Here is a 14,600-nt window from a genome sequence, read left to right as displayed (position 1 = left end):
CTAGAGTGCGTTGTCGATCAGTGCGAAGATCTCTTCGTCGGAGGCGGAGTCGATCTTCTCCACCACGCCGTCACCGCCGTTCGGACCGGCGCCGAGCCTGGTCAGGGCGCTCTGCAGGATGGTGACGAGCTTGCCGCGGATGGCCTCGGCGTCGCCGTTGGCGCTTGTGAGCATGCTCTCGACGCGTTCGAGCGCGCCGCGCAGCGTGTCCTCGGGCGACGGCGCGGCGGGGGCGAGGGTCTTGTAGAGGTGTTCGGCCAGCGAGGTGACTGTGGGGTGGTCGAACACCAGGGTCGCGGGCAGCCGCAGCCCGGTGTCGGCGTTGAGGCGGTTGCGCAGCTCGACGGCGGTCAGCGAGTCGAAGCCGAGCTCGTTGAAGGCCCGGTCCACGTCGACGGCGTCCGCGCTGCCGTGCGCCAGGACGGCGGCCACGTGCCCGCGTACCAGGTCGGTGACCTGCCGCCGGGCGTTGGCCTCGGTCAGCCCGGCCAGCCGCTCCGTCAGCCCGCCCGCTCCGCCCGTCCCGCCCGATGCGGCGCCGGCCGTCCTGCGTGGCGCGCGGACCAGGCCGCGCAGCATGGACGGCAGGTCGCCCGCCTCGGCCCTGGCACGGAGCCCGGCCGCCTCCCATCTGGTCGCGACGACCAGCGGCTCGGACGCGTCGAGCGCCCCGTCGAACAGCTCCAGCCCCTGCTCGACACTCAGCGGCGCGATGCCGGAGCGGGCCAGCCTGGCCGTGTCGGCCGCGGAGAGCGTGCCGCCCATGCCCGAGCCGGTGTCCCACAGCCCCCAGGCCACGGACACGGCTGGCAGTCCGAGCCCGCGCCGGTGCGCCGCCAGGGCGTCCAGGAACACGTTCGCCGACGCGTAGTTGGCCTGCCCGGCGTTGCCCAGCACACCCGCCAGCGACGAGAACAGCACGAACGAGGTCAGCGGGACGTCCCTGGTCAGCTCGTGCAGGTGCCACGCCGCGTCCGCTTTCGGGGCGAACACCGTCTCCAGCTTCCGCTCCGACAGCCCCTCGACCGTCGCGTCGTCCAGCACGCCCGCGGTGTGTACGACGCCGGTCAGCGGGCGGTCCTCGGGGATCGAGGCCAGCAGTACGGCCAGAGCGTCGCGATCCGACACGTCACACGCGGCCACGGCGACCCGCGCTCCGAGGCCCGTCAGGCTCGACACCAACTCGCTCGTCCCTGGCGCCTCGGGTCCGCGCCGCGAGACCAGCAGCAGGTCCGTCACGCGGTGCCGCTCCACCAACCGCCGCGCGACCAGCGCACCGAGACCGCCCGTCCCCCCGGTAACTAGCACCGTCCCCTGGGAAAGGCCCGTGTCCGGGGCGGCGGAGCCGGGCTCCCTGCGGGCCAGGCGCGGGACGAGCACCTTCCCCTCGCGTACGGCCAGCTGCGACTCACCCGCCGCGACGGCGGCGGCCACCAGCTTCCAGGCGGAGAAACCCGCCTCCACATCCGCCAGCACGAACCGGTCCGGATGCTCGGCCTGCGCCGACCGCACCAGTCCCCAAGCCGCCGCGGCCACCACACTCCCGGCCCCACCACCGGCGGGGTCGAAGACGCTGTGGGTCGCGAACACCAGCCTGCTGCCGGCGAACCGCTCCTCGGTCACCCACTGCCGCACCAGCCCGAGCACCCGCCCGGTCAGCTCACGCACCGCGACGGGCACCGGCGCTCCGGGAGCCGCCGCGAGGGAGACGACCACGACATCCGGCACCGGCTCCCCGCCACCGAACCCGTCCTGCCCGGCACCGGCCCCGTCCTGCCCAGCACGGGCCTGCCCGGCACCGAACGCGCCGAGATCCGGGTACGCGTCCAGCCCCGGCACCGGTTCCCCGGTCGAGACCCACCGGGCGCCGTCATTGACCGGCTCGACCGTGACCTCGGTCCAGTCGACGCCGTGCGGCACGGGGTCCGTGCGGCTACCGGTCGTACCGGACAGCGCCGCAGCCGGCACCGTACGGACCCGCAGCGACTCCATCGAGAAGACCGGCCGGCCCGCGGCGTCGGCGGCCTCGATGGCCGGGCTGGAGCGCGACAGGCGCAGCCGGAGCGCCCTGGCCCCGGCGGCGGGCAGCCGCACGCCCCGGAACTCGAACGGCAGCCGCAGCTCGTCACTCGGGTCGGCGATCAGCATCGGGTGGAACATCGCGTCGAAGAGCGCGGGGTGCAGGCCGAACCCGGCCACGTCCACGTCGTCGGCCAGCGCCACCTCGGCGAACAACTCATCGCCCTGGCGCCACACCGCCCGTACGCCCTGGAAGGCGGGCCCGTAGTCGTAGCCCGCGTCGGCCAGCCGCTCATAGGCGCCCTCGACCGCGACCGCCGAGGCGCCCGCGGGCGGCCAGGCCGTCGCCCAGGCGAGCACACCCGCACCGGGGGCGGTGTCCGCGCCGAGCACGCCCGACGCGTGGCAGGTCCACGCGCCCTCCGGCTCATCAGCCGGACGCGAGTAAATCCGCACAGACCGGGAATCGCCGCCCTCGGGCCGCCCCACGACGACCTGTACCGCCACGCCGCCCCGCTCAGGCAGCACCAGCGGCGCCTCGAACATCAGCTCCTCGACCAGGTCGCACCCGAGCTGTCCGCCCGCCTCCAGCACCAGGTCAACGAGCGCGGCGCCGGGCAGCACGGCCGCCCCGAGCATCACGTGATCGGCCAGCCAGGGCGCGTCGGCCACCGACAGCCGCCCGGTGAGCACCATCGCCCCGTCGTCGGCCACGTCGACCGCCGCCCCCAGCAGCGGGTGACCGACCTGGCGCAACCCGGCCGACGAGACGTCGGCGGCGCGCGCGGGCGGGGCGAGCCAGTACCGCTCCCGGTCGAACGCGTACGTCGGCAGGTCCACCCGCGCCCCGCCGCCGAACAGCGCGGACCAGTCGACCGCCACCCCCGCCACCCACGCCCGCGCCAGGCAACCGATCAGCGCGTCCGGCTCGGCGAGCCGCTTGCCGTGCAGGGCGAGGATCGGGGTGTCCGCCTCGGTGACGCACTCGTGCGCCATGGCCGAGAGCACCGAGGCCGGGCCGACCTCCAGGTAGGTGTCCACACCGTCCGCTTCGAGCCGGCCGATCGTGGCCTGGAACATGACGGCCCGCCGGATCTGCTCCACCCAGTAGCCGGGCTCGGCCCAGGAGCCGTCGGGAAGGTTGGGGGCGTACGGGATGCGCGGCTCATGGAACTCCACGCCCGCCAGTTCGGTGGCGAAGTCCGCCAGCATCGGCTCCATCAGCGGCGAGTGGAAGGCGTGGCTGACCGCCAGCCGCCTGGTCCGACGGCCGAGTTCGCGCCAGTGTTCGGCGACCGCCAGGCACGGCTCCTCAGCGCCGGACACGACGACGCTGGCCGGTCCGTTGATGGCGGCGACGGACACCAGGTGTTCCTGTCCGGCCAGCGTCGGCGCCACCTCCTCGGCGGTCGCCTCGATCGCGACCATCGCGCCCGGCGCGTCCAGCTCCTGCATCAGGCGGGCGCGCGCGGTGATGAGCCGGGCGGCGTCGGCCGGCGACCAGACCCCGGCGACGTACGCGGCCGCGTATTCGCCCACCGAGTGCCCTGCGACGTGGTCGGGCGTCACGCCGAGCGCCGCGAGCAGCCGGAAGGCGGCCACCTCGAAGGCGAACAGCGCCGGCTGGGTGTAGCGGGTCTCGTTCAGCAGGTCGGCCTCGGGCGTGCCGGGCTCGGCCCACACGATCTCGCGCAGCGGCCGGTCCAGGTGCTCGTCGAGCTCCGCCCACACCTCGGCGAGCGCTTCGGCGAAGACCGGTGACGCGGCGGCCAGCTCGCGGCCCATGCCGATCCGCTGCCCGCCCTGGCCGGTGAACAGGTAGGCGAGCTTGGGCTTCTCCCTGGCGGCTCCCTCGACCACCTCGGCCACCGGGTGGCCGGCCAGGAAGTCGCCGAGCCGGGCGGCCAAGGCGTCCCGGTCCTCGCCGACCACGACGACGCGGTGCTCGAACAGCGACCTGCCGGTGACCAGCGACCGAGCCACATCCACCGTCTCGGGGGCGTCGGCCGAGGTGACGAGCTCATGCAGCCGGGCGGCCTGCGCGCGCAGCGACCGGCCGCCGCGGGCGCTGATCACCCAGGCGAGCGGGCCGTTGACGACGGGCGGCTCCTGGTCCGTACGCGGGCTCTCCTCGGCCTCCTCGATGACGAGGTGCGCGTTCGTACCGCTGATGCCGAAGGACGAGACGCCGAACCGGCGCGGATGCTCGCCGCGTACCCACTCCCTGGCCTCGGTCAGCAGCTCCACACCGCCGGCCGACCAGTCGACGTGCGGGGTCGGCTCGTCCACGTGCAGGGTGGGCGGCAGCACGCCGTGCCGCATCGCCATCACCATCTTGATCACACCGGCGACGCCGGCGGCGGCCTGGGTGTGGCCGATGTTCGACTTGACCGAGCCGAGCCAGAGCGGGCGGTCGGCCGCGCGGTTGCGGCCGTACGTGGACAGCAGCGCCTGGGCCTCGATGGGGTCGCCGAGCCGGGTGCCGGTGCCGTGCGCCTCGACGGCGTCGACGTCCCGCGTGTCCAGCCGGGCGTCGGCCAGTGCCTGCTGGACGACGCGTTCCTGGGAGGGGCCGTTCGGGGCGGTGAGGCCGTTGCTGGCGCCGTCCTGGTTGACGGCCGAGCCGCGGATCAGCGCGAGGATCCGGCGGCCGTTGCGCCGCGCGTCCGACAGCCGCTCCAGCACCAGCACGCCGGCGCCCTCCGACCAGGCGGCGCCGTCCGCCGATGAGGAGAACGACTTGCACCGGCCGTCCGGCGACAGCGCGCGCTGCCGCGAGAACTCGATGAACGGGTCCGCCGTGGCCATCACGGTCACGCCGCCCGCCAGGGCCAGCGCGCACTCGCCGCGCCGCAGCGCCTGGACCGCCAGGTGCATCGCGACCAGCGACGACGAGCAGGCCGTGTCGACCGAGATCGCCGGGCCCTCCAGGCCGAAGGTGTACGAGACCCGGCCGGACAGCACGCTGGAGGCGCTGGAGACCATCAGGACGCCCTCGACCGACTCCGGCACGGCACCGCCGGTGTAGCGCAGGGAGTAGTCGTTGTACATGTTGCCCGCGTACACGCCGGTCTGGGTGCCGCGCAGCGTGGCCGGGTCGATCCCCGCCCGCTCGAACGCCTCCCAGCAGGTCTGCAGGAACAACCGGTGCTGCGGGTCGGTGGCCAGCGCGCCGCGCGGGCTCATCCCGAAGAACGGCGCGTCGAAGTCGCCGGCGTCGGGCAGGAAGCCGCCTTGCCGGGTGTACGACTTGCCGAGCGCCTCCGGGTCGGGGTCATAGAGGTTCTCGTCCCAGCCCCGGTCCGTGGGGAGGTCACCTATCGCGTCCACACCGGAGGCCACCAGCTCCCACAGGTCCTCGGGCCCCGCCACCCCGCCGGGGAACCGGCACCCCATCCCGACGATCGCTATGGGCTCGTGGCGACGGTCTTCCACCCCGGTGAGGCGCTGCCGAGTCTCCGTGAGCTCGACGGTCACCCTCTTCAGGTAATTGCGCAGCTGTTCCTCAGTCGCCATGGTCGGGCCTTTCCAGAGAGGACCTCAGAGGAGACGTCATTGTTTGGTCGTCGATCAACGCGAAGATCTCCTCGTCCGAGGCGGAATCGATCTTCTCCGCGGCACCGTTGGACCCGGCGCCGAACCTGGTCATCAGCCCGGCACCGAACCTGGTGACGGCGCTCTGCGCGATGGCGACGAGCTTGCCGCGGATGGCCTCGGCGTCGCCGTGCGCGCTGGTCAGCATCGACTCGACCCGCTCGACCGCACCGCGCAGCGTGTCCTCGGGCGACGGCGCGGCGGGGGCGAGGGTACGGAAGAGGTACTCGGCCAGCGCCGTGACCGTGGGGTGGTCGAAGACCAGGGTCGCGGGCAGCCGGAGCCCGGTGTCGCTGTTCAGCCGGTTGCGCAGCTCGACCGCGGTCAGCGAGTCGAAGCCGAGCTCGTTGAAGGCCCGGTCCATGTCCACGTTGACCGCGCTGCCATGCGCCAGGACGGCCGCGACGTGCGAGCGGACCATGTCCGCCAGGTGGACGCGGGCCTCGGCCTCCGCCATCTTCGCCAGGCGCTCGGCCATGCCGGCCGCTCCCGCCCGTGTGGAGGCGCTCGTGGCGTTCGCGGCGGCTGCCGTCCGGCGGGCCGTACGGACCAGGCCGCGCAGTACGGGCGGCAGCTCGCCCGCCTCGGCCCTGGCGCGCAGCCCGGCGGTGTCCCACCTGGCGGCGACGACCAGCTCGGCCGGGGCGGTGATCGCGCTGTCGAAGAGCTCCAGCCCCTGCTCGACGGTCAGCGGCGCGATGCCCGACCGGGCCAGCCTGGCCGTGTCGGCCGCCGACAGCGCTCCGGTCATACCGCTGTCCGCGGTCTCCCACAGGCCCCAGGCCACCGACACGGAGGGCAGGCCGAGGCCGCGCCGGTGTGCCGCGAGCACGTCGAGGAAGACGTTGGCGGCGGCGTAGTTGGCCTGGCCGGAGTTGCCGATCACGCCCGCCACGGAGGAGAACGTCACCAGCGGGACCTCCGGGGCCAGCTCGTGCAGGTACCAGGCGGCGTCGGACTTCGGGGCGAACACCGAGTCGAGCCGCTGCGCCGACAGCCCTTCCACCGTGGCGTCGTCGAGTACGCCCGCCGCGTGCACCACGGCCACCAGCGGCCGCTCGGCCGGGAGTCCGGACAGGAGCCCGGCGAGCGAGTCGCGGTCCGACACGTCGCACGCCGCCACGGTGACCCGCGCGCCGAGCGCCTCCAGCCGGGCCACCAGATCGCCGCTCACCTCAGGGCCGCGACGGGAGACCAGCAGGAGGTCCTTGGCGCCGTGCCGCTCCACCAGGCGGTGCGCCACCAAGGCGCCGAGACTGCCGGTGCCACCGGTCACCAGGACGGTGCCCGTACCGGCGTCGAACAGCTCGGGGGCGTCGGCCGTACGACGGATCAGGCGCGGGACGAGAACCTTCCCATCCCGTGCGACCAGCTGTGACTCGCCCGCCGCGACCGCCGCCGCCACCAGTCCCCAGTCGACGGTGGCCGCGTCGACGTCCACCAGCACGAACCGCCCGGGATGCTCGGCCTGCGCCGACCGCACCAGCCCCCACACCGGCCCGGCCACCACGCCCGCCACATCCGCTCCCCCGGGCCGGAAGACGCCCTTGGTCACGAACACCATCCGGCAGCCGGCGAACCGCTCATCCCCCACCCAGCCCTGCACCAGGTCGAGCGCCTGATAGATGCCGTCGCGCACGCCGTAGGGCACGTCGTCGGCGTCGGCCTCGGGCAGGTACGGCACCAGGACGGTGCTCGGCATCTCCCCGACGGTCATCTCGGTCAGGGACGCGAGGTCGTAGTAACGCGGCGCGTCCACGGCCGCGCCGATCTCGTCGGCGAACTCGTCGTACCCCACCACGGCCCAGCGCTGCTCGGCCGGGTCCATCGCGGACACCGCCAGGTCGATCCAGTCGAGCGTGTACGAGGCCGCGTCGGACGGGCCGCGCGTGACGGCCCCGCGCCTCGGCACCGGGCGCAGGGTCAGCGCGTCCACCCCGGCGATGCGGTCACCCGCACTGTCATGGATGTCGAGCGAGACCCGGTCGCCGTCCCCGGCCGCGATCCGTACCCGCAACACCTCGGCGCCGAGCGCGGACACCCGCACCCCGCTCCACGCGAACGGCAGCAGCAACGCCCCGCTGTCCTCGGCCGACTCCAGCACCAGCAGGTGGAGCGCCGCGTCCAGCAGGGCCGGGTGGAGCGTGAACAGGCCCGCGTCCGTGCGGACCGGCTCCGGCAGCACCACCTCGACGTACGCGTCGCCGTCGACGCGCCAGGCCGCGCGCAGCCCTTGGAAGGCGGGGCCGTACTCGTAGCCGCGCTCCGCGAGCCGCTCGTAAGCGTCGCCCAGGTCGATCTCGACACCGTCCACGGGCGGCCAGTCGGCGAGCCGCTCACCGGCGCCAACCGCGCCTGCGGTCAGGGTGCCGCTGGCGTGGCGGGTCCATCGGGCCTCGTCGTCGTCCGCCGTCCTGCCGTACACGGTGAGGTCGCGGCGGCCCTCGGCGTCGGCGCCGCCGACCGCGAGCTGCACCTGGACCGCGCCCGTCTCGGGCAGCGGCAGCGGCGCCTCCAGCGTCAGGTCCTCGATCTCGTCGCACCCGGCCGTCGCGGCGGCCTCCAGGGCCAGCTCGACGAACGCGGTGCCAGGCAGCAGTACGCCGCCGTCCACGGCGTGGTCGGCCAGCCACGGCAGCGCGCCGCGCGACAGCCGCCCGGTGAGCAGGAACCCGTCGTCACCCGCCACGGGCACGACCGCGTCGAGCATCGGGTGCCGCGGCCCACCGGCCCGAGGGCTCTCGTTGATCCAGTACCTGGTGTGCTCGAAGGGGTAGGTCGGCAGGTCCACGTGATGGCGTGGGAGGTCCAGTACGAGTCCGGCCCGCGTGGCGGCGGCAAGATCGACGGCCGCCCAGTCCACGTCGGCGCCCGACACGTACGCCTGGGCCGCCGCCAGCAGCAGGCGCCGCCAGCCGCCGTCGTCGCGGCGGAGCGTCCCGGTGGCGCCTCCGGGGGCACCCGTGACCGACAGGGTGTCCTGGATGTGGCCGGTCAGCACGGGATGCGGGCTGACCTCGATGAACAGCGGGGCACCGTCTCCGGCGAATGCCTTGATCGCCTGCTCGAAACGTACGGGATTGCGAAGACTGCGGAACCAGTAGTCGGCGTCCAGCCCGGTCGGCTCGACGAAGTCGGCGGCCATGGACGAGCAGAAGGCCACGTCGGTCGGCCGCGGCGCGACCTCGGCCAGGCTGGCGAGCAGTTCGTCGCGCAGCACCTCGACGTGCGGGGTGTGCGAGGCGTAGTCGATGCCGATCTTCCGCACGCGAACCGTCTCACCGCACGCCGCCGCGAACTCGTCCAGCGCGTCCAGGTCCCCGGCGACCACCGTGCTGGCCGGCCCGCTCCGCACGGCCACCCACAGGCGGTCCGCCCACGGCTCCAACCGGACCTCATCGGCGGGCAGCGCGACGGCGAGCATGCCGCCGGTGCCGCCCAGCTTGACGAGCGCCTGGCTGCGGAGCACGACCACCTTCGCCGCGTCGTCGAGCGTCAGCGCCCCGGCGACACAGGCCGCCGCGATCTCCCCCTGCGAGTGCCCCACCACCGCCGCCGGATCCACACCCAGCGACCGCCACACCTCCGCCAGCGACACCATCACCGCGAACAACGCCGGCTGAATGACCTCCGAGCCCACCAACTCACCCGCACGCAGAGCCGCCACCACAGACCAGCCCGTGTACGGGGCAAGCGCGGCATCGCAGCGGGTCATCCACTCGCGGAACACCTCACTGGAGTCCAGGAGATCGACCGCCATGCCCGTCCACTGCGAGCCCTGTCCGGGGAAGACGAACACCGGCCGGACGTCCGGCAGCGCCGTGCCGCTGGTCACCGCCGCGTGCGACTCACTCGCGGCCAACGCCGCCAGGGCCGCCACCAGCTCGTCCCGGTCCGCGGCCACCACCACCGCGCGGTGCGCGAACCAGGCCCGGCGGGCCAGCAGGTGTCCGGCGGCGGCCAGGTCGTCTTGGGGAGCGTCGGTGGCGTAGTCGCGCAGGCGCGCGGCGTGCGCTTTGAGCGCGGCGGCCGATTTCGCGGACAACGCCCACACCAGCGGCGCCTCAGCCGTCTCGGCTTGCGCGCGAGCCGTCTCAGGGGCCGCGTATGCCGTCTCGGGGGTCGCACGCCCGGTTTCGGGGGCCGCATGCCCGGTTTCGGGGGCCGCATGCGCCGTCTCGGGGACCGCGTACCCCGTCTTGGGGGCCTGCTCCAGGATCAGGTGGGCGTTCGTGCCGCTGATTCCGAAGCTGGAGACCGCGGCCCGGGTCGGCCGGTCGTCGGGCAGTTCGACGGGCTCGGTGAGGAGGCGTACCGCGCCACCGGTCCAGTCCACGTGCGGGGTGGCCTCGTCGGCGTGCAGCGTGCGCGGCAGCGTCCCGTGCCGCATCGCCATCACCATCTTGATGACGCCGCCGACTCCGGCCGCGGCCTGCGTGTGGCCGATGTTCGACTTGAGGGAGCCCAGCCAGACGGGCCGTCCGGGGTCGCGGTCCGCGCCGTACGCGGCGATGATCGACTCGGCCTCGATCGGGTCGCCGAGCCGGGTGCCGGTGCCGTGCGCCTCCACAGCGTCCACCTCGGCGGCGGCGAGCCCGGCGTCGGCCAGCGCCTGCCGGATCACCTCTTGCTGGGCCTGGCCGTTCGGTGCGGTGAGGCCGTTGCTGGCGCCGTCCTGGTTCACCGCGCCGCCCCGGATCACGGCGAGCACCGGGTGTCCCAGGCGACGCGCGTCGGACAGCCGCTCCAGCAGCAGCATCCCGGCGCCCTCGCCCCAGCCCGTACCGTCCGCGCCCGCCGCGAACGCCTTGCACCGGCCGTCGGGAGCCAGCCCCGACTGGCGGCTGAACTCGACGAAGATCCCCGGGCTGGACATCACGGTCGCACCGCCGGCCAAGGCCAGCGAGCACTCACCGCGCCGCAGCGCCTGCATCGCCAGGAAGATCGCCACCAGCGACGAGGAGCAGGCCGTGTCGGCGGTGATGGCGGGCCCGCGCAGGCCCAGCGCGTACGCGATCCGCCCGGACGCGACACTGAGCGCGGTGCCCGTCAGCAGGTGCCCATCGACCGTCCCGGTGGCCTGGTGCAGCCGGGGACCATAGTCGGAGGCCATGGCGCCCACGAACACACCGGTGGCCGACCCGCGCAGCCCCGCCGGGTCGAGCCCGGCCCGCTCAACGGCCTCCCAGCTGACCTCCATGAGCAGCCGCTGCTGGGGGTCCATGGCGGTGGCCTCACGCGGGCTGATGCCGAAGAACGCGGCGTCGAACCGGTCGGCGTCGTGCAGGAAACCGCCGTACCTGGTGTCGCTGGTGCCCGACCGGTCGGACCCGGCCGCGAACAACGCGTCCAGGTCCCAGCCTCGGTTGACGGGGAACTCGGTGATCGCGTCGGTGCCGGTGCTGACGAGCCGCCACAGCTCCTCGGGCGAGTCGGCTCCACCGGGGTACCGGCATCCCATGGCCACGATGGCGATCGCGTCGGGGTCGTCGGCAGGCATGAGATTGGCGGGGTCGCTCTGGTGGGCGGCGGCCGACGCTGCGGATCCGCCGTCGTCGAGGAGCGTCCGCAGGTGGGCGATCAGCAGATCGGGGGTCGGGTGGTCGAACAGCAGGCTGGTCGGCAGCCGGAGCCCGGTCGCGTTCCGCAGCCGGTGCCTGAGGTCCTCCGCCGTGGCCGATTCGAGCCCGAGGTCCTTGAACGTCCTGCCCGGCTCCACACCGGCCGCGTCCTCGTACCCGAGCAGCCCGGCCAGGAGGGTCAGCACCAGCTCACGCACCTCACGCCGCGAAAGCCCGCCACCCACCGACCCAGGGCCGTGACCGTTAGCGCCGCCAACCGCAGCTGGTTCATGGCCGCTGGCGCCGCCGACCGCAGCGGCACCCCCGCCAACCCCGCCGTCTGCGGGGACCGTCTGCGCCGTCGAGCGCCGGGCGGCGGGGAACGACGGCCAGTGGCGTTCGCGCTGGAACGCGTACGTCGGCAGCGCTACCAGCTCCGCCCCCGCCACCGATTCGGGTCCGGTCCAGTCGACCTCGGCCCCTCGCGTGTACGCCTCGGCGAGCGAGCGCCGGAACCGCGTCAGCCCGCCCTCACCCCGCCGCAGCGTCCCGATGACCGCGGCCTCACGGTCCGTTTCCTCGGCCGTCTCCTCGATCCCGGCCCCCAGCACCGGATGCGGGCTGCACTCCACGAACAGGCCGCCCTGGTGGTCGAGCGCCCGCCGGGTCGCCTGCGCGAACCTGACCGGCTGCCGGAGACTGCGATACCAGTAGCCGGCGTCGAGTTCGGCCGTGTCGATCGGCTCGCCGGTGAGCGTCGAGATGAACAGGGTCCCGGCGCTCACCGGTCGTACGGGTGCCAGCGCCGCCAGCACCTCGTCGCGGATCTCCTCGACCTCGGCCGAGTGTGAGGCGTAGTCGACCGGGATGATCCTGGTGCGGTAGCCGTCGTCGGTGAGCCGCCGCCCCAGGTCGTCGAGCGCCTCAAGCCGCCCGGAGACGACCACGGACCTCGGCCCGTTGTAGGCGGCGATGGACACGTCCCCCGTCAGCGAGCGGATCGCCGACTCGACCACGTCCAAGGGGGCGGCGATCGACATCATCCCGCCGCGTCCGGCGATCCCGGCGATGGCACGGCTGCGCAGGGCCACGACCCTGGCCGCGTCGGGCATGGACAGCGCGCCGACGACGGTGGCGGCCGCGATCTCGCCCTGCGAGTGGCCGATCACCATCTCGGGTTCGACGCCGTACGAGCGCCACAGGCCGGCGAGCGACACCATGACGGCCCACAGCGCGGGTTGCACCACGTCGACCCGGTCGAGACCGGGCGCGCCCGGTGTTCCGCGCAGCACGTCGAGCAGCGCGTAGTCGACGAACGGTTCGAGCGCTCCCGCGCACGCTTCGGCATGCGCGGCGAACACCGGCGAACCGGCGAGCAGGTCACGAGCCATTTCCGGCCACTGCGACCCCTGCCCCGGAAAAACGAACACCCGGCGACCACCAGACACGGACCCGGTGACCACCGACCCCGTGACCACGGACTCGTCCGGTCGCCCGGCCGCCAGCGCTGCCAACCCCGCCTGCCGGTCGGCGCCCAGAAGCACCGCCCGGTGCTCGAACACGGTCCGGCTCCGCAACAACGCCAGCGCCACAACCCCAGGCTCGGCACCGGCATGGAGGCCGACGTGCGAGTCGGCATGCGAGCCGACCGGCGGGCCGACGTGGGCGAGCAGCCGCTCGGCCTGGGCGCTGAGGGCTCGGGCTGAGCGTGCCGACAGCACCCAAGGCGTGTCCTCGCTCGCCGACCGGACGCCGTACTCACTCCGCGGTGCCTCCCCGAGCACCAGGTGGCAGTTCGTGCCGCCCATGCCGAACGAGCTGACGCCCGCGACGAGCGGCCGGTCGGCGCGCGGCCAGGGACGGGTGTCGCGTACGACCTCCAGCCCCAGCTCGTCCAGCGGAATGTCCGGGTTGGCCGTCTCGAAGTTCAGGCTGGGCGGCAGTTCGCGCTGCTCCAGGCTCAGTACGACCTTGACCAGTCCGGCGATCCCGGCGGCGCCTTCGAGGTGGCCGATGTTGGTCTTCACCGACCCGACCAGCAGCGGCGACTCCCCATCCGCATGGTCGGGGCCGTAGGCGGCGCCGAGGGCGGCGGCCTCGATCGGGTCGCCGACCTTCGTGCCGGTGCCGTGCAGCTCGACGTACTGGACGTCGCCCGGCTCGACGCCGGCGCGCTCGCAGGCCAGCCGGATGACTTCCTCCTGCGCCCGCCGGCTCGGCACGGTGAGCCCGTCGCCGCCGCCGTCGTTGTTGACGGCGCCGCCGAGGATCACGCACCGGATGGGGTCGCCGTCGGCGAGCGCCGCGGACAGCGGCTTGAGTACGACGAGCGCCCCGCCCTCTCCGCGTACGTAGCCGTTGGCCCGGCCGTCGAAGACGTAGCAGCGGCCGTCCGGCGACAGCGCGCCGAAGTTGCCGATGGCGGCGGTGGTCTCGGCCAGCAGGTTGAGGTTCACGCCGCCCGCGAGTGCCAGCCCGGCCTCGCCGCGCCGCAGGCTCTCGCAGGCCATCTGTACGGCCAGCAGCGACGAGGACTGCCCGGCGTCGAGCGTCAGGCTGGGCCCCCGCAGACCGAGGAAGTAGGAGACGCGGTTGGCGATGATCGCGCGGTTCGCCCCGGTGTAGGCGTGTCGCCCGAGGCCATCGGCCCCCACCCGGTCCTGCAGCGCGGCGTAGTCGTTGGAGATCGCCCCCAGGAACACCCCGGCGCCGCTCCCGCTCAGCCGGGACGGCACCACGCGCGCGCTCTCCAGCGCCTCCCAGGCTAGCTCCAGCACGAGGCGCTGCTGGGGGTCCATGGCGGCGGCCTCGTTCGGCGAGATCCCGAAGAAGGCGGCGTCGAAGCGGTCCACGTCGGAGAGGAAGCCACCACGCCGGTACAAGGCGTCCGACCCGTCCGGCCACCGGCCCTCGGGCACGGCCGTCACGGCGTCCACGCCATCGCGCAGCAATTGCCAGAACCGTCCGGGATCGGCGGCCTGAGGAAGCCGGCAGGAAACACCGACCACGGCGACAGGCTCCACGGCGGACGAAACACGACCGGTCCGCGACCGGCCGGTGTCCCCGGCCGTCATGCCGTTTGGCTGAATCGACTCACCAACCATCAATGCGCCACCTCAAGCTTCGGGCATCACCAACAAGACAGTGCCGGTTTCCATAAAGACGATCGCTTTGAATAGTTGCTGTGACCCTAATCGCCGCGCCCTTTCCGAACCACGGTCGCGGGCTGGCACATTGTTTCCGGCAGAAGCTGTCAGCGCGGGCGCGTTGACATAGGTGTAGGCGGTTCGCATCCTGTGTGGGACAGGTAGCGACATTGGCCTGAGAGTTCTGCCGAGCCAAATTTGATAAAGGCTTTTACGGAGCGCGTTCCAGGGGCCCGGTGCGATGGAGGGCCGTCAGCGGGGCCACTGTCAGCGGTCCGCC

Annotated in this window: 2 protein-coding genes; both read right to left on the bottom strand. The window is 73.6% G+C overall.

The features are described 5' to 3' along the window. A complete protein-coding gene (locus ACIBO2_RS03700; RefSeq protein WP_397295187.1) occupies positions 1–5,535 on the bottom strand; it encodes a type I polyketide synthase in 5,535 nt (1,844 codons plus the stop codon). After that, positions 5,525–14,182, bottom strand: coding sequence for an SDR family NAD(P)-dependent oxidoreductase (locus ACIBO2_RS03695; protein ID WP_397295185.1), 8,658 nt, complete (start codon positions 14,180–14,182; stop codon positions 5,525–5,527). Before ACIBO2_RS03695 ends, ACIBO2_RS03700 begins: the two co-directional genes overlap by 11 nt. Positions 14,183–14,600 lie beyond the last annotated feature (418 nt).

The sequence above is a fragment of the Nonomuraea sp. NPDC050022 genome, from assembly GCF_044460705.1.
Lineage (GTDB): Bacteria > Actinomycetota > Actinomycetes > Streptosporangiales > Streptosporangiaceae > Nonomuraea.
This window is presented reverse-complemented; position numbering and strand designations above follow the sequence as displayed.

Excerpts from the sequence above, each read along its gene's own strand:
- ACIBO2_RS03700 (WP_397295187.1), bottom strand. The coding sequence starts at position 5,535 with ATGGCGACTGAGGAACAGCTGCGCAATTACCTGAAGAGGGTGACCGTC.